Source organism: Rothia sp. HMSC066G02 (assembly GCF_001813145.1).
Taxonomy (GTDB): domain Bacteria; phylum Actinomycetota; class Actinomycetes; order Actinomycetales; family Micrococcaceae; genus Rothia.
In genome coordinates this window covers 277,227-300,678 of the sequence record NZ_KV811583.1, presented here as the reverse complement: position 1 = coordinate 300,678, position 23,452 = coordinate 277,227, and the positions used below count along the sequence as shown (strand labels likewise).

The window sequence follows — 23,452 nt, the reverse complement described above, 5'->3', positions numbered from 1 at the left end:
CCGACCGACGCACCGACCGTGGCACCCCTGCCCGAGGCAACCGTTGGCGTGAACCCGACCGACGCACCGACCGTAGCGCCCTTGCCGGAAGCAACCATCGGTGTAAACCCGACCGACGCGCCGACCGTGGCACCCCTGCCCGAAGCAACCATCGGTGTAAACCCGACCGATGCACCCACCGTAGCACCCCTGCCCGAGGCAACCGTGGGTGTAAACCCGACCGACGCGCCCACCGTCCCCGCACTGCCGGAAGCAACCATCGGTGTAAACCCGACCAACGCACCCACCGTTCCTGCACTGCCGGAAGCACCGGTTGCCGATAAGACCCCGAACGCTGACAAGCTGGAGGACGCAACCGTGGCGCATCCCAAGAGTAAGCCAGCTCAGAGTAAGCCAGCTCAGGAGGCTCCGGTGACCGCCGCCCGCTCGGCTCAGGACACGCTGGCAAAGGACAGCCTTGCTAAGGAGAGCAACCGCAAGAAGGCTACCCTGGCGAGCACCGGTGCATCCAGCGTTGGTGTGATTGTTGGCATTGGTGTTGTTGCAATCTGTGCGGGTCTTGGTCTGAGCGTTCTGCGCTCGCGCCGCCACTCCTAAGAGCTACAGGGCGCACAGCCTAGCTCTCCCGTGCGGAATAAACTGCAGATAGCAAAGAGCCGCCGGCTCCCCTCAGTTAGGGGAACCGGCGGCTCTTCACGTATCAGCTCATTCAATCAGCTGGCGTTCGTGTTACTTCGAGGCCTTAACATCAATGCCGCTCACGTCAATCTGATCCAGCGGAATCAGGCGGTCACGAGTGACCACGCGGTGCACCAGCCAGACCGCGATAATCACGGGCAGACCAATGTAGGAGCTGAGCACACCAGCCCAGTCACCGCTCAGGAACGCCTCGTAGTTCTGGCCACCAATAACAACCAGGCACATGAGGAAGGCGATAATCGGGCCTGCAGGGAAGAACGGCGCCACGTAGGGCAGGTCCTTCAGGCTGTTACCCTGCTTCAGGTATGCGCGGCGGAAACGGTAGTGCGCCACGGCGATACCCACCCAGGTGATGAAGCCAGCCAGACCGGACACGTTCACCAGCCACAGGTACGCACCATCGGGGGAGAGCAGTGCGGCGATGAAGCCGACCGCGCCGATTGCTGCGGTTGCCAGCAGTGCGTTCATGGGCACACCACCGGAGTTGATGCGGGTGAACATCTTCGGCGCCTTACCCTCCTGCGCGAGCGCGAAGAGCATACGAGCCGAAACGTACAGGCCCGAGTTACCCGCAGAAAGCACTGCGGAGAGAATCACGGCGTTCATGATGGCTGCCGCGAAGGCGATACCCGCACGCTCAAAGATGAGGGTGAACGGGGAGATATTGATGTTGCCGTCCGCTGCGGTGAGCAGGTTCGGGTCGGAGTAAGGAATCAGGAAGCCAATGACGACCATTGCGCCGATGTAGAAGAGCATGATGCGCCAGAACACGCTGGTCAGTGCGCGGGGCACGTCGCGGCGGGGGTTCTCAGATTCGCCGGCAGCCACACCGATCATTTCGGTGCCCTGGAAGGAGAAGCCTGCCACCATGAAGATGGCGAGTACGGCGGGTGCGCCGCCGACGAAGGGTGCCTCACCGACGGTCCAGTTGGAGACGCCCGGGGAGCTACCGCCCAGGATGCCGAAAATCATGGCGATACCAGCGATGAGGAAGACGACCACGGTAACGACCTTGATGGTTGCGAGCCAGAACTCGCTTTCACCGTAGGAGCGTGCCGAGAGGGCGTTGATGCCGGTCAGCAGCACGAGGAATCCTGCCGCCCACACCCAGGATGGGATGTCCGGGAACCAGTACCTCATCACCTCGCCGACGGCGACGAGCTCGGCGGCGACGGTAATCGCCCAGTTGAACCAGTAGTTCCAGCCCATGGCGAAGCCGAAGGACGGGGACACGTAGCGTGCCGCGTAGGTCTGGAATGCGCCGGGGACGGGCAGGTGCGCAGCCATCTCGCCGAGGGACTGCATGAGGAAGAGCACCATGATGCCGATGAGGGCGTAGGCGAGGATTGCGCCGCCGGGGCCTGCGGTGGAGATGGTCTTACCGGAGGCGACGAAGAGGCCGGTGCCGATTGCGCCGCCGATTGCGATCATCTGCATGTGGCGGGCGGAGAGGCCTCGCTTCAGTTCGCCCTCTGCGGGGGTGGCTTCCGATGCAGCGCCGGAAGTCTCTGTAGGCTGTGCCATGTCAGGTCTTCTTTCTGAGGCTATTGCTTCGTGCGTTTGCTAGCGGTCTAGTCTGGTGTCCAGTCTAGTCCTGCTGCGGGTGGTGCCGCCGAAGGTTTGTGCCTGGGTCAAGAAATTCTTTAATCATAAGGGTTTCTTACGTACCGTAAGTTTTCCTAATCTGAGGGTCAATCCTACTCGCTTTTGAGGCTCTTTTCCACCCAAAACCACAAAAACACAGAAAAACCCTCCCGTACCGCTCATGTATGAGCGGTACGGGAGGGTTCCCTATCGGGCTAATTCACCCGATTTATTTAGCTCACCCGGCTTTAGTCAGCCAGGTTGTGGAACGAAACGTTCGTGGGGTGCTCCACGGTACGAGAAACGGTGCAATCCTTCTGCTCGCTGAGCTGAATCAGACGGTCCACCATCTTCTGCGCCTTGGCGCCCTGCTCATCCTCGGGGAAGCGCACATCAAAGTCCACCTCAACGTCGTCGAGGCGCACCGCGCCGTCTTCGGTCTGCTTCAGCGCCGAGGCGAGCACCTCGAACACCTCGGGGGTGGAGCGGCGGGAGGTGCCCGCGTCCACATCCACGGAGGAGCAGCCGGCAATTGCGGCAAGCAGCAGCTCGACGGGGGTCAGCAGGCCCTCGCCCACACCGAAGTCGAGGGTTGCGCCGTTGGCACCGTAGGCACGGTAGCGCAGGCGGTCGATGCGCTCAATCTTGGTCTGGCGGTAGTTGTCGAGTTCGCGGCGTTCCTGCTGGCGCGAGTACACCTTCTTCTGCTCTTCCGCAGTCTGCACGGCGTTGTTCTGCTCAGCCATTGAGGTTCCTTTCGGGTTGTCTGCACGGTCGCTAGGTTATTCAGCGCCGCGTTGTTTAGCGTCATTCACTATAAGCGTGTTTCTCATATTTTATTCCCGGACTCTTTTTCTCGACGGCCATCTAAGCGCTCCTATACACTGGAAAACCGCGGCGGAGCTTCGAAGTCCCTCACGCACACAGTAGATTTTTTGAAGAGCACAACATACACAAGGAACTCTTTGATGGCACAGACCCCCGGCACTGAGCGTCCCGACACTGGGCGTACGAGCACGCAGAGTGATTTCCGCTTGGCTGTTGCCGATTCTTCCGTGGTGATGCTCGGTATCGCGGTGCTGGGTTTGGGTTTGGGTGTTATTTTGAGTGCGCACCATATGCCTTTTTGGACGGCACCGCTGCTTTCTTCACTGGTGTTTGCCGGCTCGGTAGAGTTTTTGATGGTGGGCATGATTTCTGGTTGCGCCTCTATCGCGTCGATTGCGTTGACGGTGTTCCTGGTGAATGCGCGCCATCTGGTGTACGGTCTTTCCTACCCGTTGCACAATGTGAAGGGTTTCTGGGCTAAGGCTCTGGCGATTCACACTCTTTGCGATGAGGCGTTTGCTCTTAACTCCGGTCCCGACCGTCATGAGCGTTCGGGGGCGCGCATTCTGTGGGTGAACGTGCTGATTTACGTGTCGTGGGTTCTGAGCGTAATCCTCGGGTATGTGCTGGGTGCGAGCTTCCTCAGCAGCTTGAAGGGTGTGGACTTCGTGATGGTGGCTATCTTCACGGTTCTTGCGATGGACGGCTACCGCGCCAACCCGGATCGTGTGACGGCGCTCTTTGTGGCGGTTTCGGCGGCGGTTGCGCTGATTTTTGCACCGTCCTCGTTCCTGGTGGTGGCTCTGGGTTCGTATGTGGTGCTGCTGCTGGCGCGTTTCCCGGTGGCGAAGCGCCGTGGTACGCTGCCGCATCGTACCGTGTATGGAGAAGCAGCTGAGAGTGGCGACACCACCACTACCGCTGATGCGCCCGCTTCCACACAGCGGTAAGAACGTTACATATGTGCTCAAAACCCGCTAGGATAGATGAAGAGCACCGCTCTCCCCTCTTTCTATTTCTAGGATTACTAAGATGCCTCCCGCGCGAACCTGCGCGGAGGCTCCCAGAGGTGAAGGTACCCCATGACTCAGATGAAAGACACCGCTAAGGAAACTAGCGACGCAGAACGCTGTGCCGCCCCGGAGTAACACCGCACCGGGAGCGGCATCACCCGAGGTCACGCACGAGAACTACTGACGCGCAACTACCCGCGCTGAACTATCCACGCAGAACTATCCGCACAGAAAACTCGTGCAGGAGGAACGGCCCTCCGCCTCTTCGTTTCGCGGCTTTCATCAACTCACGTACCTACCGCACTACTTAGCCCCCAGCCCCTTCTTCGGTTGGGCTCTCCCTACCCTTTTTCGCGGGTGCTTTCACGGCTTCACTCGCGCGCCTCTTTCAGGGCTCTTCCGCTCTTTCGGGGCACTCTTTCGGGGTCTTTCGCTGAGTATGTGCAGAAAGAGAAAATCTTCATGAACAGTGAAGTGACCACTGGCTATATTCTTGCCGCGATTCTTGTGGCTGCAGGTATTACGTTCCTGCTTCGTTTGCTTCCCTTCGGTCTGAAAAAGGCTCTGGCAGGCTCCGAACTTTTGGATGCGCTCAGCCACTGGATTCCGCTCGGCGCAGTTGCGCTACTTGCCATCTATGCGGTGGCGAAGATTGATTACTCCTCGTTCGCTACGGCGGCGCCTTACCTGGCGGGCCTGGTGGTGACCGTGGGGGTGCACCTGTGGCGTAAAAATATGGTGCTGAGCATGGTGGCGGGTACCGTCACCTGCGTTGTGCTGGCTAACTGGGTTTTCTAGGGGGGGTCACGATGAGCATCTCTAAGAATTCTGCTTCTTCCCCCGCCGTTTCTTCTCAGCCCGAGCCTCAGCAGGCGAGCCAACCCGCGCCCCATCAGGCTTCTCCCGAGCAGGTGGAACAGGTCATTGCTTCTGCCCTTCCGCTAACCGGCATGATTCCCGTGGTGGAGGCTCCCGCCTCCCCCGATGCACAGGGGCCGCAGCAGCCGCGCGAGAGCGGCTTCGCCGAGGCGATGCGCGTTGCCGGCGTGATTATGCTGGGCCTGTTCTTTGTCGGCATTGGTTTGGGCGTGCTGGTGCACAGTTACGGTCTGCCGTTCTGGGTGGCTCCTCTGCTACCTGCCGTTGTTTTTGCCGGTTCGGTAGAGTTCGTGCTGATTGACATGATGTCGAATCATGCCTCGCTGTTCTCTATCGCCGTGATGACTCTGCTCATTAATTCCCGCCACCTCATGTACGGCCTGTCCTACCCGATTGAGCGTGTGCGTGGTGGTTTGGCGAAGTTCTACACCGTGTACACCCTCATTGATGAGGCGTACGCGCTGAACACCGGACCGGACCGCCATAAGCTGCGTGGTTCCCGCATCCTGTGGATTCATGCGGGTCTGCATCTGAGTGTTTTGTCGAGCGCTACGCTCGGCTATGTACTGGGTGCAAGCTTCTTGAGTGAGCTCAAGGGCGTGGATTTTGTGATGACGGCGCTCTTTGCAGTGCTCGCCATCGATGCTTATCAGAGCTCAAAGGACCGTACCACCGCAACTATTGCAGGTGTATCTGCAGTGGTTGGTTTGGTGTTGGCGCCGCAGTCGATGCTGCTGATTTCGATGGTGGTGTACATTCTGCTGCTGGTGTCACGTTTTGTGGTGGCTAAGCGCCGAGGCACCCTGCCGGAGCATATGCTGGTCGCGGATGAGGACCCCGCCGAAGCCGCCGAAACTGCCGAAACCTCCGACGCTCCCGGCCATCCCGGCGCCTCCGCACACTAAGTCTGGATCGCGCACTAAGTCTGGATATAGTAAAGCGCCCCGCCCACCCGAAATACCGGGTGGGCGGGGCGTTATGCTGTCGCCAGCCGCATGTGTGGGTGAACCCATGCGCTGTAGACGTTCAGTATCTGCTGTGCTGTGTACCGCCAGGTGTCCCTGACGGAAGTATGTGCGGGTGCCGGGATTGTATCCAGCTCCCGTACCAAGCTTAGCTTACTTGATAGCTGCCAGGGCTGCTTCGTAGTTGGGCTCGTTGGTGGTTTCGGGGACCAGTTCGGTGTAGACAACCTCACCGGCGGGGTTCACGACGACCACGGAGCGTGCCAGCAGACCAGCCAGGGGGCCGTCAATCAGCTTCACGCCGAAGTCCTCACCGAAGGAGGAGCGGAAAGCGGAGGAGGTGACGACGTTTTCAATGCCCTCGGCTGCGCAGAAGCGGCCGATTGCGAAGGGCAGGTCGTTGGAGACGCACAGCACGACGGTGTTCTCCAGGCCTGCAGCCTGCTTGTTGAAGGTGCGGACGCTGGTTGCGCAAACACTGGTGTCGACGGAGGGGAAGATGTTCAGCACCAGGTTCTTACCTGCGAAGTCTGCGGAGGAAATCTCGGAGAGATCAGCCGCGAGAACCGAGAATTCGGGCAGCTTTGCGCCGACTGCGGGCAGGTCGCCGTTGGTGTGGATTACGAGTTCGTTCTGTAGAGTTACTTCAGCCATGCCTTCATTGTCCCCCGGATAGGGCGGGTGTGCAAGGGGACACAGGCACTAGCGGGCAGAGTTTCCGCATAGCTGATTTTCTGCTATGCCGATTCGCCTCCCCTGGCTCTGCTGTAGCCGCTGTCTAGCGCTAATCCCGGCCTGTGACTCTACGGTAATGAACAGCGCTGACCGCACGCGCCGCGCGTCCGCTTCTTTTTCCCTATACTGGACGAGTTCACACTATTCACTTCTTGACCAGCACCGATGCGCGTTGCCGCGCATCTTCAGGAGTATTCATGTCTTCTAATCGCCGCCGTTTCACCGGCCGTACCGCTTTGGCTCTACCTGCGTTGGGCGCCGCTCTAGCTCTTGTTGTCACTTCCTGCTCGGCAAGCACTGATTCTGCTGTTTCGGGTACCGTGGTGTCTTCTTCTGGTAGCGCTTCTGCCTCCGCGAGCGCGACCTCCACTCAGGCACTGTTCCCGACCCCGTCGGCGAGCCCGAGTGCATCCGCGAGCGCTACCCCGAGTGCTTCGTCGCCTGCTCCGGTGCCGTCGGTGGTGACGATTACGGTTCATGCTGAGCCGACCGCATCCGAGTCGAAGTCGGATTCCAAGTCTGAGGCTAAGTCTGAGTCTAAGAAGGATTCCACCTGCGCGTCTGATTCTGCATCGACCGTGGTGTCTAAGGCTCTGCGCGAGCTGAAGAATAAGAGCAAGTGGGATCAGTGGACGAACGTTTCGCGCACGTACGAGGGTTACGACCCCTGTGCTGAGCTGTCGTGGATTGACGCGATTCCGGGTTCTTCCCCGTCTGATTGCTGCATCTCCTCGATGGCGCACCACATTCTGCTGTTCCACCGCGGCAAGTTCATTGGTACCGCAACCTATGAGCCGTACTCGTTCTCTCCGGTGATTACCCGTACCTCGGACAGCTCGATTAGCGTGACCTACCGTTACGTGAAGGGCGATGAGAGTTCCGCCAGCGCGAGCGGTCGCACGACTGCTGAGTTCAGCTGGAGCTCTTCGCAGAACAAGGTTGTGATGACCGGTGAGGTTCCGCCGAGCGAATAGCCGGTTCACCTTATAGGCTACGTGTTTGATGCCCAAGAAGTTGGGCATACGAGAAACCCGCCGTCTCGCATATGGTGCATATGTGAGACGGCGGGTTTTCCGTTGCTTAAGGATATGTAGAGTGCCCGAGGGCTAGCTATTTAGGCAACGAACTTCTTGTAACCGAAGTATGCGGCGCCTGCCAGGATAGCGATGAACAGAATCTTCTTCATGATGTACTCCTTTGATTGTTCTGAAGGGCACCCAGTGTTTTACTCCGTCTGGCGACTCACCTGAAGGTGAGGGCAGGCGGGGTGTCATCCGCACGTGGTGCCGTTGCTCCCTATCTTACCTGCTTTTGAACAACGTTTTCTGTTTGACGTGCCAAGTCCGCATTTTAGACAGTCAAACACGCGACGGTTAGCGCACCATTGAGCCGAGGAATACGCCTCTGACAGGCGCATAATGGGAGCATGAGTATTTTTAAGAAGAAAGAGTACAGCGCTGAGCGCTCGGCTACTCGCATGGCTCGTGCCCTCGCTGTAATGGGTGCGCTGCACTTCATCATCCCGGATCCCTTCGACTCGATTGTGCCGAAGTACCTGCCGGGTCCTGCGCACGCGTACACTCACGCGTCGGGTGCGGCCGAGCTGGGCACCGCCGCCCTGCTGGCTAATGACAAGACCCGCCGTGCCGGTGGTCTGCTTGCGGCTCTGCTGTTTGTTGCAGTGTTCCCCGCGAATATTCAGATGGCGCTGGATGCGCGTAACCAGTCCACTCAGCGTAAGGCTATTGCGTACGGTCGTCTGCCCCTGCAGCTGCCGATGATTTGTAGCGCTCTGAAGATTTGGCGTAAGTCGAAGTAGCCAATACATTCATCATTCGATGCGTTCGACACGCATCTCATTAATGAGAAAAGCACCTTAGTGTTTTAGAGATAAAACGTTAAGGTGCTTTTAGCTTAATAAAAGCTCATATAAGCTCTTCTTATATCATATTTACGTATAATTGAAAACAACATACTATCTGCCACAGTGGCAGATATATAAACCCAAGGAGATTACAATGGGTACTTTTATTGGCACCATTATTACCGGCGCAATTATTGGTGCACTTGCACGCTTCTTTATGCGAGGCCGCCAGAACATTTCGATTCTTTGGACCATTATCTGCGGTGCTGTCGGCGCAGCTATCGGTACCTGGGCAGCGACCCAGCTGGGTGTTGCAGACACTAGCGGCATTGACTGGATCCGCTGGATTATCTCAATTATTGCTGCAATGCTGACCATTTCCCTGTACATGGGCTTGACCGGTAAAAAGTAAAGAGATATTTGCTAATTTCTTTTAAAACCTAAGCAATTTTTATAAAGCATAAGGCGGCACCTCCCCTAGCGTGAGCTAGTGCGGGAGGTGCCGCCTTTTCTGCGCCTCGCAGGAGGCGTTTTGTGTATTCTTGGCTTATATCGCCTTGGCTTATGCCTTCTTCACCACGGAGGACTTCAGGTACATCTGGCCTGCGCCGGGGACCTTCGCCTCAATGTCGTGGCCGTTGACAGGGGATTCGAGCAGGCGGATGCCGCGCACCTTGGTGCCTGCCTTGATGTCTGCGCCGCCCTTGACCTTCAGGCCCTTGACGATGGTGACGGAGTCGCCGTCGACGAGCTCGTTACCGACGGAGTCGAGAACCTTGGAGCCTGCTTCTTCTTCGGTTTCGCCGGCTGCGGTGCGTTCCCATTCGTGGCCGCACATGGGGCATGCCCAGAGTTCGCCCATCTCGTAGGTGTAGTTTTCGTTGCATTCGGGGCAGGCGGGTGCTTCGATTTCGTTGAGGTTTTCGCTCATGGTTCCTTCTTCTGTCTGTGCGGATGCGCCGTTCCCCTGCACCTGGTTACCGCAGCGTTGGGCGGTGGTGCTGCGGCGTGTGGGCGCGCGTCAGCAAGGCAGGGGTGCGACGGTGGAGGGTGCGAGGATTCTCGCGTTCGTGCTGACTATACCATTTGGTGGGTTTCAAGCCTACTTTTCTGCATGTCATCTGCGGCTCATCTGAGGTGGAGGGGGAGTTGGGGAAACTAAGAACATAAAATTTGCGTAATATTTGCGAAAATTCGGGTTTTTGCACATTATGCAGAAGATAAAGTGTGTAAAGTATCTAGGGCATTTGTACGTTTATTGAGTGAAAGGCACGACTTCATGAAGCTTTCCGCACGTAACCAGTTCGCTGGCAAGGTTGTTGAGATCACCGAGGGTGCTACCAACGGCATCGTTAAGATTGAGATCGCTCCGGAGGTTGTTATCTCTGCTTCCATCACCAACGAGTCCATCAAGGAGCTGGGCCTGAAGGTTGGCGAGACTGCATACGCAGTGATTAAGGCGTCCAACGTTATGGTTGGTGCTGACCACTAATCCCGGTCGATAAGGCTTACACCCGGGCGGCTGCCTGTTGTGGCGCGCGAGGGCTAATAGAGCGGAGCCCCGCACTGTGTGTACAGTGCGGGGCTCCGTTTTTTATATTTTTATCGCTTAGACGTTGAAGCGGAAATCCACACATTCCCCTCTAACTTCGAACCTTGCAGGCTACGAAGAACTCGACGCACTTGTTGATTACGCAACTAAACGCGGATCACGAGAATGCCCTGGCGGATCCGCCAGGGCATTCTTTCGCGCGACAGTCCAGGCTTACACAGTCTCCAGTCTCGACAACATCGCGTTCTCGAGCCGGTCAATCACGTCGGCTTCTACCCGACTGGCCTCAGCGAACTTCTGCCAACACTCGTAAGCCTCGTGCCCAAGATCCTCGTCCATCGGCGGCAACACGACTTCATTGAGATTGACAGGGTCGACAACGTCAACTACGGACCCAAAGGCGCTCGCCTTTACCTGCCGCTGTACATGGTCAGTCGAAAAACAGAGGTACAGCCAGCCAGGACTGACATTCGCTTTGGGACGAACCCGCATAACGTTGTGGCTTGCCAACCATGCAGCCCGATCATCGGTGATAAGCGCCGGGAGCGAGATACGTTCTTCGGCCCGTCCACGCGCACCGAACACGAGAGTTCCAGCACCCAACTCATACGCCTCGAAGTCGAGGGCACGGGCGGAGATGTATTGAAGGTTGACAGGCTTCATCTGCAACAGGTGTCGCCCCGACATGATCGGACGCCCGTGACCCTCGTCGACGTAGTAGCGCTTGTAGCGGTTCGGCATCGAAGTCTCGGCGATTTCCTGTACCCGCTTCCCACCCAACGCCAATAGGTCCGAGCGAATCTGACCAACAATCGGGTCGTGGACTGCGACATCGAGCCGTGATCTGAGGTCGGTGGCGCGTACGGTCCACCCCTCACGGAGCGGGGTTGACGACGGGATGGGCGGCAGATCTTCTACGAATTCGCGGACGAGCTGTTGGAGTCGGAGTCGTGACCGCTCGCGCGTCTTCACGACTCCACCCATAGTTTCGGCAATATCGTTCACCACCTGTGCGTCGAGGAACGGAACCCGCACGGACGCAAGATCGTCAGCCGAGAGGTGGTCGATTACGTTGCCAGTCTTGCTACGCGTCAGTAGAGCTTGCCCGGTCGGCGTACTAAGGAATGCCAGCACATAGAGGCGGTCAGTCTCGTCCGCGATATGCAACCTCAGCATGTCGTCGCTGACGACGAACTGACTGATGTATTCGTCCGCGTACGCAAGGGGGCCCAGATTCCTGCCGGAGCACGTCTGGAGGATCGTGCCCACCTCTGGCATCAGACTTTCTAGTCCGGCGCTCCCGCTCTTCGACAGCTGGTCTGCTGGCTGAGGGAGATAGTCGAACACATCATACGGTCGCAGATACGGCAGTGACTCCTCACCTTGGGCCGCGTACACGCGACGAGTCCGCGAGGTCGCTCCGACCTGTCCGAGGCCACCGTCGCCACCAACCGTGCGAAGCACGACACCTGAAGCGCCGAGCATCTGCACGCGCTCGTTGGCGAGCACGCCCGGCGAACAGTAATACTTGGCATCGAGGCGACCTTCGGAGAACGCCACCTGCGATCGGACGGGCGCGATAATCACGGTTGAGCCTCCAGCCAACGGCGGTAGGCGTCGGCAACCTCACCGAGCTCATCGTCAACCTGACGCTCAGTGACCTCGATCTGGCGCACAACCTCGGAGCCCGTTACCTGGTCGATCTCGGAAATCGTCTCGATGCGCTTGACCAGAGCGTCCTCACCGTCAGAAGTCCGGCGGTAGATTACGTTGCCCCGCTTGTCGTGTCCGATCTTCTCCGCAACAGCCATAAACACCGGGTAGTCGAGACCGTTGGCCTCGGCCTCATCGACCTCAACATCGTCAAGTCGGCGCATCAGCACCATCGAAGTCTGCGTGTCGTTCTTCGGCTGGAAAAGATCGCGTTGCATGTCAACGACAGCAAGGATCTGAGCGCGCTTCAGAATCCAGCTTCGGATGTAGGCGTTGCCGGGATTGTTGAGGATTCCGTTAGGGATGACCATGGCCATCCGACCAGTCCCGGGCTTAAGCAGCTGTAGCGCCCGCTCGATAAAAAGAATCTCCGGCGGCTGCGACTTCTGCAGGACGCGGCTACCGTGCTTATCGAGCCTGATTGCCCACACGCCATTCTCGTCCTGGTCCCAGACGGCTGCCAAGTCGTACTGGGAAAGAATCTCTTCGTCGTCGATCGGGATCTTCGCACCGAATGGCGGGTTGGACACGATCACGTCGATGGAGGCGAGCGGGATGGACTCACGTAGCATCGACGACCACTTGTGCGGGTTCTCGAGCGTGTTGGCCTGGAACAGGCCGCCGGAGCCGTCGTTGTTCATGACCATGTTCATCTTCGCTGCCCGCACAAGCGCGGGATTCAGGTCGATGCCGAAGACGCACTGGCGGAAGTACTCGTCACGGCGACGGTAGAGCTCCGCCTGCTCGTACTCCGAGCCCCGGGCTGGGTCCACCCACTGGTCCCGCTCAGACTTCTCGATGTAGTCGAGCGCGTGGTTCATGCCTGTGATGAGGAAGCCGCCGGTGCCGCACGAGGGATCGAGGATCCGCTCACCCGGCTGCGGGTCGAGCATCGTGACGGCCATGCGGCAGGCGTTGCGCGGCGTGAAAAACTCACCGCGGTCTCCGCGGAGATTCGAACCGACGATCTCTTCGTAAGCGACGCCCTTGACATCAACGGGCGAGCGCAGGAGGGAGTAACCTTGTAGCTCGGTGACGACGTAGGCCACCACCTCGGGCTTGAGGTCGATGTCAACGTCTCTGGCCTCGAAGATTGTCGGGTACTTCTTGACGACGCGCTGCTCAAAAAGGTCTTGGATACGCTTCTTCGCCGCTGGGGCGACCGTCGAACTACCACGCTCGGAAGGAGTGGCGAAGAAGTTCAGCTTGGGGGCGCGTTCGTCCTCGATTTTTGTGAAGATCAGCTTGAGCAGCTCCCAAAAGGCCTCTGTCTTCTGCTTTCCCTCATGGGCGGCGATGTAGTTATGGCAGCGCCGGAAGGCAAACAACAGGTTGTCGGCAGTGGCGACCTTGAGGTCTTTGCGACTCGGTCTCTGGGCGTCAGCCTCTGTCTGACCGAATCCGGGTATGTCGATAATCTCCTCGAACGTCCAGCCGCCCTTGCTGTCACCGCGCTTGGCAAAGCAGAACCGATCAGTACCGTTCGTCCACATCCCGTACCTGACATTGAGACTGGAAGCCATGTACGACTGTAGCTGGCCGACCCCCTCAGTGCGATGCGTGGGCTTGACGTCGGCCTTCTTGGTCTCGACAAGAATGTAGGCGTTCGCCTGGGTGTGGTCGGAGTCCTTGTTGAATACCACGATGTCCACGCGCTTACGCGAAGATCCAACCCTGATGGTGAACTCCGGGGTGCAATCGCCTGGGGGATACTTGTACTGTCGCACAAGCGCCTTCTCGATGTTCTGCCGGATATACTCCTCCGGGGTGTCCTTGACGAATTTCCCGGTCAGGAAGTCGGCCACCTTTCCTTCAGGGACCGACCCGACGGGCTGAACTGAAGGAGCGGTAACTGGGTGTAGAGCGTTCATCATTACTTCTTCCTCCTAGACGTTGAAGCGGAACTCGACCACGTCGCCGTCCTGCATGATGTAGTCCTTGCCCTCCATACGGACCTTACCGCGAGCCTTCGCCTCCGCCATGGAGCCAGCCTCATCCAGGTCCTTGAAAGACACAACCTCAGCCTTAATGAAGCCGCGCTCAAAATCAGAGTGAATCACGCCAGCAGCCTGCGGCGCAGTATCGCCCTTGTAAATAGTCCAGGCGCGAGCCTCCTTCGGACCAGCAGTCAGGTAAGTCTGCAGACCCAGGGTCGAGAAGCCCACACGAGCCAGCTGGTCCAGGCCGGACTCATCCTGACCGTTCATCTCCAGCATCTCGCGAGCCTCCTCCTCAGACAGCTCCACCAGATCTGCCTCCAGCTTCGCATCCAAGAACACAGCCTCAGCCGGCGCCACCATGTCACGCAGCTCCTGCTGCTTCTCCTCAGACGCCAGAATGCCCTCATCCGCGTTGAACACGTAAATGAACGGCTTAGCAGTCAGCAGGTTCAGCTCCTTCAGGTGAGCTAACTCCAGCTTCGCGTCCTTCGCACGAGAAATGATGGTGTCACCATCCTCCAGGATCTTCTGCGCAGCCTTATAGGTCTCCAGCTGAGCGGCGTCACCCTTCTTAATCTTCACAGCCTTCTCCAGACGCGGAATAGCGTTCTCCAGAGTCTGCAGGTCAGCCAGAATCAGCTCAGTGTTAATGGTCTCCATATCGGAGGCGGGGTCAACCTTGCCGTCCACGTGAATGACGTCCGGGTCATCAAACGCACGCACCACCTGCGCGATAGCGTGCGCCTCACGAATGTTCGCGAGGAACTTGTTACCCAGACCCTCACCCTCAGAAGCGCCCTTCACAATACCCGCAATATCAACGAACGAAACAGTCGCAGGCAGAATACGCTCCGAACCAAAAATCTCAGCCAGACGGTTCAGACGCGCATCCGGCAGGTTCACCACGCCCACGTTCGGGTCAATGGTCGCGAACGGGTAGTTAGCCGCCAGCACAGTGTTGCCGGTCAGAGCGTTGAACAGGGTGGACTTGCCCACGTTAGGCAGGCCAACAATGCCGATAGTTAGAGCCACAAGTTTTCCTTCGAATCATGTACCCCGCCAAACACTCAGGATGCGCCGCGTACGTGATGCGGCGGGTGCGGGCGGGCACAGGGCGAAAATGGTGCCCGCTTCCAAGCGCGACACCGCCAGCCTCAAGAAGAAACGGGTGCGGGGCGCCTGCGGGCATAGACACTACCATTCTACCGTGTTCGCGCAGGAGCCGCCCGTGTTGATGAGAGCAGCGGGTTAGAGCCAGCCGTTCTCCGTGGCGATACGCACCGCATCCTGACGAGTCGACGCACCCGTCTTCGCCATCGCCGCCGACAAATAATTACGCACCGTACCCGCCGACAAAAACAACGCCGACGCAATCTGCTGAGCCGTACCACCCGACGCCGCCTCACGCAGCACCTGCGCCTCACGCTCCGTCAACGGAGAAGCACCCGTCACCAAAGAATCCGCCGCCAACGACGGATCCACCACACGCAACCCCGCATGCACACGACGAATCGCCTCCGCCAATTGGCGAGCGCCCGTATCCTTCACCACAAAACCACTCGCACCAGCCTCCAGGGCACGGCGCACATAGCCCGGGCGGCCAAACGTCGTCACAATCAGCGTGCGCACCGGCTCACCCGACTCACTCACCGCACCCGCATCACGCAGCGCCGCAGCCGCCTCAATACCATCAGCCAGCAAAGTACCGGGCATCTGCACATCCAACAGCACCACGTCGGGCTTCAGCAGGGCGACAGCGCCCAACACCTCGTCACCGCTACCGACCTGACCCACAATCTGCAGGTCAACCTCCAGGCCCAGCAGAGCGGCAAGAGCCTCACGGATGAGCTGCTGATCATCAGCGAGCAGAACACGAATCATGGGAGCCTCCCAGGGCTGAAGACGGGGTGATAACGGCGGGCGGAACAACCGCTTGAGGTTGTCTACCACCACCATACAGGGGCGGGTAGCTCCCCCGTCCAGGGCGCGGCGACAAGTTCCACAATCTACAGCACCTATTTACAGCAGTGAGGTGTCGCCGTCCATGCTCACACGGATGCGCGTACCCGCTCCACCGCCAGGGTTCTCAGCCAGCCACTGCTCGGGTGCCGCCTCAATCACCACGCTACCGCCGGACGCCGCCACACGCTGAGCCATACCCGTCAGACCGTTACCGCGGGCATCGCCCACACCCACGCCGTTATCGAGGATGTCCAGACCGGTTGCGCTCAGACGTACCCGCGCCGCGTTCGCACCCGAGTGGCGCACCATGTTCGTGACCGCCTCACGCAGAACCCAGGAGAACAGCTTCGCGTTCACACCGGCCACCGCGAGCGCACTCTGAGCCTCCGGCAGTTCGGCGCGAATACTGGCAGTTTGCAGGGCACGACCCGCACCCTCAATCTCACCCGAGAAGTCGGGCACACGCAGGCGCGTTACGGTCGAACGCACCTCCGCCAGGGATGCGCGGGACAGCTGCGCGATAGCCTCCATCTCGGCGCCGGCGCGGGCGGGGTCAATCTCCAGCAGGCGCTGCGCCAGCTCCGCTTTGAGGGTGATGACGGTCAGGGAGTGTCCGAGCACGTCGTGCACGTCGCGGGCAATCTCTTCACGTTCCTCGGAGAGCGCCAGCGAGGCACGCGCCACGTCCGCGCGTTCGCCCAGCTCAATCAGGTAGGAGAAGCCCAGCATGCCCACCATCGGCGCACCAATAAAGAGGGCCATACCACCGCGCGCGGTGACATCAAAGCCGATGCTCGCCATAAAAATTAGCCAGCAGGCCAGGGCAATCGTCGCCGCTACACCCAAGCGCAGGCGGTACGGGGCGATTGTGCCAAAAATCCAGAACGCCACAAAGTACATGCTGAACGACAAGAACACCATATACGCCGATTCCAGCCGCAGCGCCGTCAGGCCAACCACAGGCAGCGCCATCAGTAGCGTCCAGATGACGCTTCGACGCACCGTGGAGGCGACCGGCACCAGCCACGGCACCGCGTACGCCGAGCAGTTCACCACCGCAAACAGTGCCACCAGCGCCACACCGGCCCAGCGCACCGGCCCCAACTCCGGGGTGGTGAGGAAGCTGTCCAGCGGCATGAGCAGAAACACCAGCCACGGGGCGCTAAAGCCCAGCGCCAGCCAGTTCACGTTGCCGCGGCGTTCACGGTAGAGGAAGCGGAAGCGGTGCTTGCCCAGGGTGCGCTTCGCGGCGGAGGGTGCCGCCTCGTTCTCCGTGTGGGGGTGTTCGTTCTCGTAGGAATGGGTGTGGGTGTGGGGTTCGGTCATGGTTCTAGCCTAACGTGCGGGTGCCGCGGGTGCAGATACCACCGGTGCGGCGGTGTCAGTAGCGGCAGTGTTAGTAGGAGCAGCGTGAGTGGATACGGCTTCCGCCGCAGCCTCGGGAGCCCCTGATACTACGGAACCCTTGAGACTGCGGCGGGAAGAAGCATTTAGCGGCGGGTTGCGCGGCGCATCAGCAGGGCAGAAACACCCAGGAAGATAGCCGCCCACACGACCAGGCTCACCACGGCGTACCAGAGCGGCTCGGTGACGAACCAGTCCTCACCACCGCCCAGAATAATGGTCTGACCTGCGGCGAAGGGGTAGCGGGCAATCTCAGCGGCACCGTACAGCGGGGTGAAGCGGGCGTACTTCAGCAGGTCGGTGCTCAGCGGGGAGAACACGGTACCGAAGAAGCTCATAATCACCAGCAGACCGTTCGCAATGGACACGGCGTTCTCGTTACGAATCAGCAGACCCATCATGATGCCGTAGAAGGCGAACACCAGACCGCACAGCACCGTCAGCGCGCCAGCGGCAAGCTGCTGGTTCACCGGGATCTCAACGCCGGTAAACATGCCCACAATGTTCACCGCAATCACCGGCACCGCAGAAATCACCAGGGCGGTCAGTGCCTTCGCACCCAGGTACTTGCCGGTGGTCAGCGGGGTCAGCGCCAGCTGGCGGTTCCAGCCGCTGGAAAGCTCAGCGACGGTGCTGCCGCTAATCGCCACGGTGTTCTGCACGGCACCGTAGAGCGCCATGCCAATCATGACGTACGCTGCTACATTGCCGTCACCCATCGGCTGGGAGGAGTAGTCCTGCATCGCGCCAAAGAGCAAGAAGAAGACGATGGGCAGTGCCACGCCGAAGAAGAATCGGTCGGTCGAGAGGATAGAAGCGCGGATGTCGTAGAGTGCGTAGCGGAGCATGATTTTTCCTTGAGGTGTGTAGCGGCGGCGTGGCGTTTAGGTGGGGTGGTGTTGAGGCGGTCTAGTGTTTAGGCTTCGGTTGCCTTGGAGGCGGCGGCCTGCTCGGTCAGCAGGGTGAAGGACTCATCCAGGGAGGGTTTGATAACCTCCAGGTCGGTGATGCTGTAGTTGTTCAGCAGAGTGCGCAGGACCTGCTCAATCTCCAGCACGGAGATGCGGTGGCGGTACCCGCCGGACTCTTCGGTGACCTCAACCGGCACATCCAGGTCGGTGATGGGTGCGGGTGCGAGGAAGGAAAGGTGGCGGTGGCCGGTCAGGGCGCGAATCTCGTCGGAGGAGCCGTCAGCGATGATAGAGCCGGATTCCATGAGCACGATACGCTGGGCGAAGTTCTGTGCTTCTTCCAGGTAGTGCGTCGCAAAAAGAATGGTCGTTCCACGTTCTGCGATGGCTTCCATACGCTCCCAGAAGGTGCGGCGCGCATTCACGTCCATGCCGGCGGTCGGCTCGTCCAGAATCAGCAGTTCCGGCGAGTGCATGGTCGCCAGGGCGTAACGCAGACGCTGCTGCTGACCGCCCGAGCACTTGCCGACCTTACGCTTAGCAATCTCGGTCAGGTCGGCGCCGGCGAGTACCTCATCCACGTCAATGGGCTTGGGGTACAGCGCCGCAATCATCTCGACCGTGGCGCGGATCGTCAGGTCCTTGAGCAGGCCACCGGTCTGCTGAACCGCACCGAGCAGACCGGCGCGTGCCGCCTCGGAGGCGTTGCGACCGAAGACGCTCAACTCGCCGCCGCTGGGCTGGGTCAGACCAAGAATCATGTCGATGAGGGTGGTCTTGCCCGCACCGTTGGGGCCGAGCAGTGCGATGATTTCGCCGCGCTTGACGGTCAGGTCAATCGAGTCGACGGCGACCACGGTGCCTGCCGCACGGGTGGAGAAAACCTGGCGGAGGGAGCGGGCGGAAATAACGGTTTCTGCGGTGTTTTGCTTGCTGTTCTGAAGTGCTGCGGTGTTCATGTTTCTATTACACCGCCGGTTTTCGCACCGCTGCGGTACAGAGTGTCATGACCTGCACATGACAAATGTCATGAGTTCGCACAGCGGCTATTTTTATGAGGCAGTTACTGCGGCGGAGGCGGTCGCGCGAAGCGGGGGCTCCGTCCTCAAGGCGTCTGTGTCAATCGTTGTTGGGGCGCCGCAGAGGGGGCACTCCCCCGCGAGCGGAAACCGGCGCGTACCGCCATCCCAAGCCGTGCATCCCAATGCATCCTCAGGCACGAAAAACCCCGTGTCTTCTCCCCACACGGGGAAAAGGACACGGGGTCATCAGCTAAAAGGCTTAGCGAGTGGGCTTAGCGCCGCGGCCACCGAGCTGGCGGCCTACGTTCTCGTCATTCTTCAGGGCGGAACGCAGTTCCTTCGGCAGGGAGAAGAGAATGTCTTCCTTAGCGGTCTCGACCTCTTCGATGGTGCTGTAGCCGTACTCGGCGAGCAGTGCCAGCACCTCCTGAACCAGAACCTCGGGCACGGACGCGCCGGAGGTCAGACCCACGGTCGCCACACCCTCAAACCAGGACTCGTCGACCTGGTGTGCGAAGTCCACACGCTCGGCGCGCTTAGCGCCGTATTCGAGGGCGACTTCCTTCAGACGCACGGAGTTCGAGGAGTTCGCGGAACCCACCACGATGACCAGGTCGGCGCGCGGAGCGATCTCCTTGATGGCGCCCTGGCGGTTGGAGGTTGCGTAGCAGATGTCATCCGAGGGCGGGTCCTGCAGGGAGGGGAAGCGCTCGCGCAGGCGCGCCACGGTTTCCAGGGTCTCGTCCACGGAGAGGGTGGTCTGAGAAATCCAGACGACCTTCTCCGGGTTGCGGACGGTCACCTGGTCCACCTCGTCGGGCGAGTTCACGATCTGGATGTGCTCGGGCGCCTCACCTGCGGTACCTTCGACCTCTTCGTGGCCGGTGTGACCAATGAGCAGGATGTCGTAGTCCTGCTTGGCGAAGCGCACAGCCTCGCGGTGCACCTTGTTCACCAGCGGGCAGGTCGCGTCAATGGTGTTCAGGGAGCGGTCGCCGGCTGCGGAAACCACTGCCGGGGACACGCCGTGCGCCGAGAACACGGTCACGGAACCTTCGGGAACTTCGTCCACTTCATCAACGAAAATAGCGCCCTGCTTCTCCAGGGTCTCCACCACGTGGCGGTTGTGCACAATCTGCTTGCGCACGTAGACGGGCGCACCGTAGTGCTCCAGCGCCTTCTCAACAGCAATCACGGCACGGTCAACGCCCGCGCAGTAACCGCGCGGGGTGGCGAGCAGGACTTTCTTCTCACCGGTGACGGGTGCGGCGGCTTCAACGTCGGCGCGGGTGCGGCGCTCGCGGGGTACGGGCGGCAGGCCCAGGGCAATAGTTTCAGTGGACATGGTTACTATCCTACGTTGTTCGGACTTTTAGTGTGTGATGACTGTGGCACCGCTCGCAGAGCTACGTCCCAGGGCGATGAGGCGAATCAGAATACCGAGCAGCAGGGCGAGGATCGCCATGACCAGCCCGTAGCTTGCCGCCGCCTGCAAGTGCCCGGTCAGTGACGGTGCAAGCTGGTTCCATGCCCCGGTAATCAGTGCCGTTCCGGCAGTGCTGTGGCTGGTAATTCCCAGGGTTTCAGGGCTTTGGGCGCCAAACCAGGCTGCGGCGCCCCAGCCCAGCAGTGCGTAGAGCAGAGCCGTAACCACCGGCACCAGGATGCGGTGCCTGGGTGCCAGCAACGTAGCCAGCAGCAGGCTCAGCACCGAGATGATGGTCAGCGGCACGGTGGATTTGCCCAGCGCGGCGGCACGGTTAATGCCGGCGTGCAGGTACCATTCCTGTTGCTCCTGCTGACCCTGCTGACTGTTGCCGTCCTTCAACCGGTCAATGTTGAGGGTTTCAGGGCCGAGCTTCGTCAGGTCCGGGTCGAAGGAGCCGATAGAGCCGACCTTCGCATCCAGCGCACGGTAGAAGGGGGTGAGCACAATGACGGCAGGACCGTCCTGATGTTCGAGGTTGTAGCGGCGAGTTTCCTCGGCTATTTCCTTCCAGAGGCTTCGATATTCTTCAGTTTTTGACAGCTCAGCCGCGGATCGGTTGAGCAAGGAACGTATGCCGTCTTGTGTCGGCTTTACAAGAATGGAGTATAAGCCGCTTTGTTTGGTGCCGTCGAGGAAGGTTGTCATAGCTTCGGAGTTCATGAGGTCTTCGACCGCACCGTCCGCGATGCGCGAGGCAAGCTGCGAATCTTCCGCCAGGGTGGAGGAAATCTGCGAGAAACCGCGCTCTGACATGAGCTTTGAGTTCACCCAGGCACCCGCGGTTGCACCCAGACCGGTCACCAGGGCAAGGGCGCACAGCACAACGGTTAGGAACCTCCGCAAACCTGCCGCGAAGGGAGGCTCCGGGGCAGCCTGCAGTTCAGCCTTGGTGGGGGCTGCAGCGTGGCCGAGCGTACGCGTGGGCTGTAGCAGAGTGGTGTCTTCATCCGCCGTATAGTAGCCGTCCGTATGGGTAATCCGGGTGTCGACGACTCGGGTCGCGTCCGCCGGGTAGTTTTGCGCGCCAGTACCCGCCGCTGACGAAGCCGCGGCGGTGTTGAGGGCGTTGTTCTGATGTGCTGACTGATCGGGTGAGCGCATGAGCCTAGGGTACCCGCTCACGGTGTTCAAAGCCGATTCGGACCCGCAGAATGCGCCAGAAGCTAAGTTCTGCCTGCACTGTGTGCAAGATACCCGAGTCGCCAGGCTGACCTGTGCGCAGGCGCATAACCGACCAATCAGGGACAATAGAAGGTATGAACTTCTACAACCCCTCCGTAGCGCAGCCGGCACCCGCACTGGTGGTGCCGCCCGTGCACGAGCGGCAGCTTCCCGGGAAGTCTCAGGAAACCACCGCCACCAACCCCTGGCCCCTCGCCCTGCTCGCGCAGAACCTCAAAAACTACGTAGACAAGGTTCCCGAGCTCTGGGTGGAGGCGCAGGTCGCCTCTCTCAACGGCCGCGGCGGCAACGTCTTCATGGAGCTCAAAGACCTCAATGAAGACTTCTCCTTCACCCTCGCGCTCTTCGGGCGTGCCGGTAGCGGCCTGGCGGCTGATGTGACCGTAGGCGCTCGCATCGTCACCCGCGCCAAGCCGAGCCTGTGGAAGAACGGCAAGCTCTCCCTCATCGGCAAGGAAGTGTACGCGGTCGGCACCGGCAACCTGCACGAGCAGCTGCAGCGTCTGCGTGAAGCTCTCGCCGCTGAGGGGCTGTTCTCTGACGCGCGGAAGAAGCCGCTGCCCATGCTGCCGAATCGTGTGGGTCTGATTACCGGTCGCGATTCTGACGCGGAGAAGGACGTTATCCGCAACGCCTCCCTGCGCTGGCCCGGCGTGGTCTTCGAGGTGCGCAATACTCGCGTTCAGGGCGAGGGTGCGGCGGCTGAGGTCATTGCGGCTCTCGCCGAGCTGGACGCCCACCCAGAAGTGGATGTCATCGTCATCGCCCGAGGCGGCGGCTCCTTCGAAGACCTGCTGCCCTTCTCTGAGGAGGCACTCATCCGCGCCGTCGCGGCAGCCACCACCCCGGTGGTCTCGGCAATCGGTCACGAGGCGGACTCCCCCATCCTCGATGCGGTCGCCGACCTGCGTGCTTCCACCCCCACCGACGCGGGTAAGCGCATTGTGCCCGATATTTCGGAGGAAACCGCCCGCATCACCGAGGCGCGCGCCCGCCTGGACCGTGCGGTACTCGGCTACGTGGGCATGCAGATGAACTACATTGCCCAGTTGCGCAGCCGCCCGGTGCTCACCCACCCGGAGTCCTCCCTGCTCATGCGTGTGGAGGAGCTGAGCCAGCTACGCGAGCGCGCTCACCGTTCGGTGCAGCACCGTCTGGAGCGTGAGTCGGCTACCCTGTCGCACACGTTGGCGCGGGTGCGTTCGCTCTCTCCCGCGCAGACGCTGAACCGCGGCTACTCCATTGTTCAGGATGCCTCGGGCGCTATTGTGCGTGACGCTTCGGCGCTGAGTGCGGGCGAGCAGATTACGGTGCGTGCGGCGACCGGTTCGGCGCAGGCGGCCGTGACTTCTACGGATCCCTCGAACATCTTCTAAACCCCGATATCCCTAGTTTTTACCTCTGAAAGGTTCCTCAATGAGCGAGAACATTAGCTTCAACAGCGCCGAACTGGGCGCCCCCGTCGAAACCCTCGGCTACGAGCAGGCGCGTGCCGAGCTGGAGCAGGTCGTGCGCCAGCTGGAGTCCGGCGCCAGCGACTTGGAGACCTCTATCGCCCTGTGGGAGCGTGGCGAGGCGCTTGCCGCCCGCTGCGAGGCGTGGCTGCAGGGCGCGCAGGAGCGCCTGAACGCGGCACGCGGCGCACAGGCAGGTCAGGAGCCTGCAGCGAACTAGCACGCTTCTCTCTCTCTCTCTCTCCCCCCCCCCCCG

The 23,452-nt window shown here is 60.2% G+C and carries 22 protein-coding genes and 1 pseudogene; 10 read left to right on the top strand and 13 right to left on the bottom strand.

Annotated elements, in window-relative coordinates; translation table 11 throughout:
* Positions 1-597 (top strand): annotated as a pseudogene (locus HMPREF2894_RS02335) (hypothetical protein); the annotation flags it as partial.
* Positions 598-729: 132 nt separating this feature from the next.
* On the opposite strand, the gene HMPREF2894_RS02330 reads toward HMPREF2894_RS02335, so the two are convergent.
* Together HMPREF2894_RS02330 and HMPREF2894_RS02325 are read right to left on the bottom strand one after the other, a co-directional pair.
* Positions 730-2,223 (bottom strand): amino acid permease, encoded by a 1,494-nt coding sequence (locus HMPREF2894_RS02330; RefSeq protein WP_070599110.1) that lies wholly within the window; start codon positions 2,221-2,223, stop codon positions 730-732.
* A 308-nt stretch (positions 2,224-2,531) separates the two neighbouring features.
* Complete coding sequence (locus HMPREF2894_RS02325; RefSeq protein WP_210399394.1) at positions 2,532-3,029, bottom strand: OsmC family protein; 498 nt, start codon at positions 3,027-3,029, stop codon at positions 2,532-2,534.
* A gap of 222 nt (positions 3,030-3,251) precedes the next feature.
* Here HMPREF2894_RS02325 and HMPREF2894_RS02320 point away from each other — a divergent pair, with 222 nt between their 5' ends.
* The 3 genes from HMPREF2894_RS02320 to HMPREF2894_RS02310 all read left to right on the top strand — a co-directional run bounded on the left by HMPREF2894_RS02320 (position 3,252) and on the right by HMPREF2894_RS02310 (position 5,908).
* Positions 3,252-4,061, top strand: coding sequence for an AzlC family ABC transporter permease (locus HMPREF2894_RS02320; protein WP_070677635.1), 810 nt, complete (start codon positions 3,252-3,254; stop codon positions 4,059-4,061).
* Positions 4,062-4,586: 525 nt separating this feature from the next.
* Positions 4,587-4,922: a branched-chain amino acid transporter permease gene (locus HMPREF2894_RS02315; protein WP_070677633.1), complete on the top strand. Its 336-nt coding sequence runs from the start codon at positions 4,587-4,589 to the stop codon at positions 4,920-4,922.
* Between the two features lie 11 nt (positions 4,923-4,933).
* Positions 4,934-5,908, top strand: coding sequence for an AzlC family ABC transporter permease (locus tag HMPREF2894_RS02310; protein ID WP_070677631.1), 975 nt, complete (start codon positions 4,934-4,936; stop codon positions 5,906-5,908).
* A 213-nt stretch (positions 5,909-6,121) separates the two neighbouring features.
* Here the strand turns inward: HMPREF2894_RS02310 and tpx are convergent, their stop codons facing one another.
* The gene (tpx, locus tag HMPREF2894_RS02305) at positions 6,122-6,622 is read right to left on the bottom strand and encodes a thiol peroxidase (protein ID WP_012903128.1); all 501 of its coding nucleotides are present in this window, start codon (positions 6,620-6,622) and stop codon (positions 6,122-6,124) included.
* Between the two features lie 278 nt (positions 6,623-6,900).
* Here tpx and HMPREF2894_RS02300 point away from each other — a divergent pair, with 278 nt between their 5' ends.
* From HMPREF2894_RS02300 to HMPREF2894_RS02290, 3 genes are all read left to right on the top strand, one after another.
* Positions 6,901-7,677 (top strand): LppP/LprE family lipoprotein, encoded by a 777-nt coding sequence (locus HMPREF2894_RS02300; RefSeq protein WP_005508470.1) that lies wholly within the window; start codon positions 6,901-6,903, stop codon positions 7,675-7,677.
* Positions 7,678-8,129: 452 nt separating this feature from the next.
* Positions 8,130-8,522, top strand: coding sequence for a DoxX family protein (locus HMPREF2894_RS02295; protein ID WP_049358632.1), 393 nt, complete (start codon positions 8,130-8,132; stop codon positions 8,520-8,522).
* Positions 8,523-8,721: 199 nt separating this feature from the next.
* Complete coding sequence (locus HMPREF2894_RS02290; RefSeq protein WP_044150247.1) at positions 8,722-8,979, top strand: GlsB/YeaQ/YmgE family stress response membrane protein; 258 nt, start codon at positions 8,722-8,724, stop codon at positions 8,977-8,979.
* A gap of 150 nt (positions 8,980-9,129) precedes the next feature.
* Here the strand turns inward: HMPREF2894_RS02290 and HMPREF2894_RS02285 are convergent, their stop codons facing one another.
* Positions 9,130-9,498 carry a zinc ribbon domain-containing protein YjdM gene (locus HMPREF2894_RS02285; protein ID WP_049327608.1) on the bottom strand — a complete coding sequence of 123 codons (369 nt, stop codon included), beginning with the start codon at positions 9,496-9,498 and terminating at the stop codon, positions 9,130-9,132.
* A gap of 348 nt (positions 9,499-9,846) precedes the next feature.
* Here HMPREF2894_RS02285 and HMPREF2894_RS02280 point away from each other — a divergent pair, with 348 nt between their 5' ends.
* Positions 9,847-10,059, top strand: a complete 213-nt coding sequence (locus HMPREF2894_RS02280; protein WP_005505155.1) for a TOBE domain-containing protein — start codon at positions 9,847-9,849, stop codon at positions 10,057-10,059.
* A 273-nt stretch (positions 10,060-10,332) separates the two neighbouring features.
* Here HMPREF2894_RS02280 and HMPREF2894_RS02275 read toward each other — a convergent pair whose 3' ends face one another.
* The 9 genes from HMPREF2894_RS02275 to HMPREF2894_RS02235 form a co-directional block, all read right to left on the bottom strand.
* Entirely contained in the window at positions 10,333-11,706 is a 1,374-nt protein-coding gene (locus tag HMPREF2894_RS02275) for a restriction endonuclease subunit S domain-containing protein (RefSeq protein WP_070634836.1), read from the bottom strand.
* Positions 11,703-13,706, bottom strand: coding sequence for a type I restriction-modification system subunit M (locus HMPREF2894_RS02270; protein ID WP_204371613.1), 2,004 nt, complete (start codon positions 13,704-13,706; stop codon positions 11,703-11,705). The genes HMPREF2894_RS02275 and HMPREF2894_RS02270 overlap by 4 nt, the downstream gene beginning before the upstream one ends.
* A 12-nt stretch (positions 13,707-13,718) precedes the next feature.
* Entirely contained in the window at positions 13,719-14,804 is a 1,086-nt protein-coding gene (ychF, locus tag HMPREF2894_RS02265; protein ID WP_005505132.1) for a redox-regulated ATPase YchF, read from the bottom strand.
* A gap of 216 nt (positions 14,805-15,020) precedes the next feature.
* The gene (locus tag HMPREF2894_RS02260; RefSeq protein ID WP_005508461.1) at positions 15,021-15,653 is read right to left on the bottom strand and encodes a response regulator transcription factor; all 633 of its coding nucleotides are present in this window, start codon (positions 15,651-15,653) and stop codon (positions 15,021-15,023) included.
* Between the two features lie 138 nt (positions 15,654-15,791).
* On the bottom strand, positions 15,792-17,060 hold the full coding sequence (locus HMPREF2894_RS02255; RefSeq protein ID WP_070677629.1) for a sensor histidine kinase: 1,269 nt from the start codon (positions 17,058-17,060) through the stop codon (positions 15,792-15,794).
* A gap of 164 nt (positions 17,061-17,224) precedes the next feature.
* A complete protein-coding gene (locus HMPREF2894_RS02250) occupies positions 17,225-17,986 on the bottom strand; it encodes an ABC transporter permease (protein ID WP_070616156.1) in 762 nt (253 codons plus the stop codon).
* Between the two features lie 68 nt (positions 17,987-18,054).
* A complete protein-coding gene (locus tag HMPREF2894_RS02245) occupies positions 18,055-19,008 on the bottom strand; it encodes an ABC transporter ATP-binding protein (RefSeq protein WP_070677627.1) in 954 nt (317 codons plus the stop codon).
* Between the two features lie 322 nt (positions 19,009-19,330).
* Positions 19,331-20,416: a 4-hydroxy-3-methylbut-2-enyl diphosphate reductase gene (locus HMPREF2894_RS02240; RefSeq protein ID WP_070677625.1), complete on the bottom strand. Its 1,086-nt coding sequence runs from the start codon at positions 20,414-20,416 to the stop codon at positions 19,331-19,333.
* A gap of 27 nt (positions 20,417-20,443) precedes the next feature.
* Positions 20,444-21,661, bottom strand: a complete 1,218-nt coding sequence (locus HMPREF2894_RS02235) for a hypothetical protein (protein ID WP_049353328.1) — start codon at positions 21,659-21,661, stop codon at positions 20,444-20,446.
* A gap of 155 nt (positions 21,662-21,816) precedes the next feature.
* On the opposite strand from HMPREF2894_RS02235, the gene xseA reads away from it, so the two are divergent.
* Together xseA and HMPREF2894_RS02225 are read left to right on the top strand one after the other, a co-directional pair.
* Positions 21,817-23,118 carry an exodeoxyribonuclease VII large subunit gene (gene xseA / locus HMPREF2894_RS02230; RefSeq protein WP_070677623.1) on the top strand — a complete coding sequence of 434 codons (1,302 nt, stop codon included), beginning with the start codon at positions 21,817-21,819 and terminating at the stop codon, positions 23,116-23,118.
* A 40-nt stretch (positions 23,119-23,158) separates the two neighbouring features.
* A complete protein-coding gene (locus HMPREF2894_RS02225; protein WP_049354175.1) occupies positions 23,159-23,416 on the top strand; it encodes an exodeoxyribonuclease VII small subunit in 258 nt (85 codons plus the stop codon).
* The last annotated feature ends 36 nt before the right edge of the window (positions 23,417-23,452 follow it).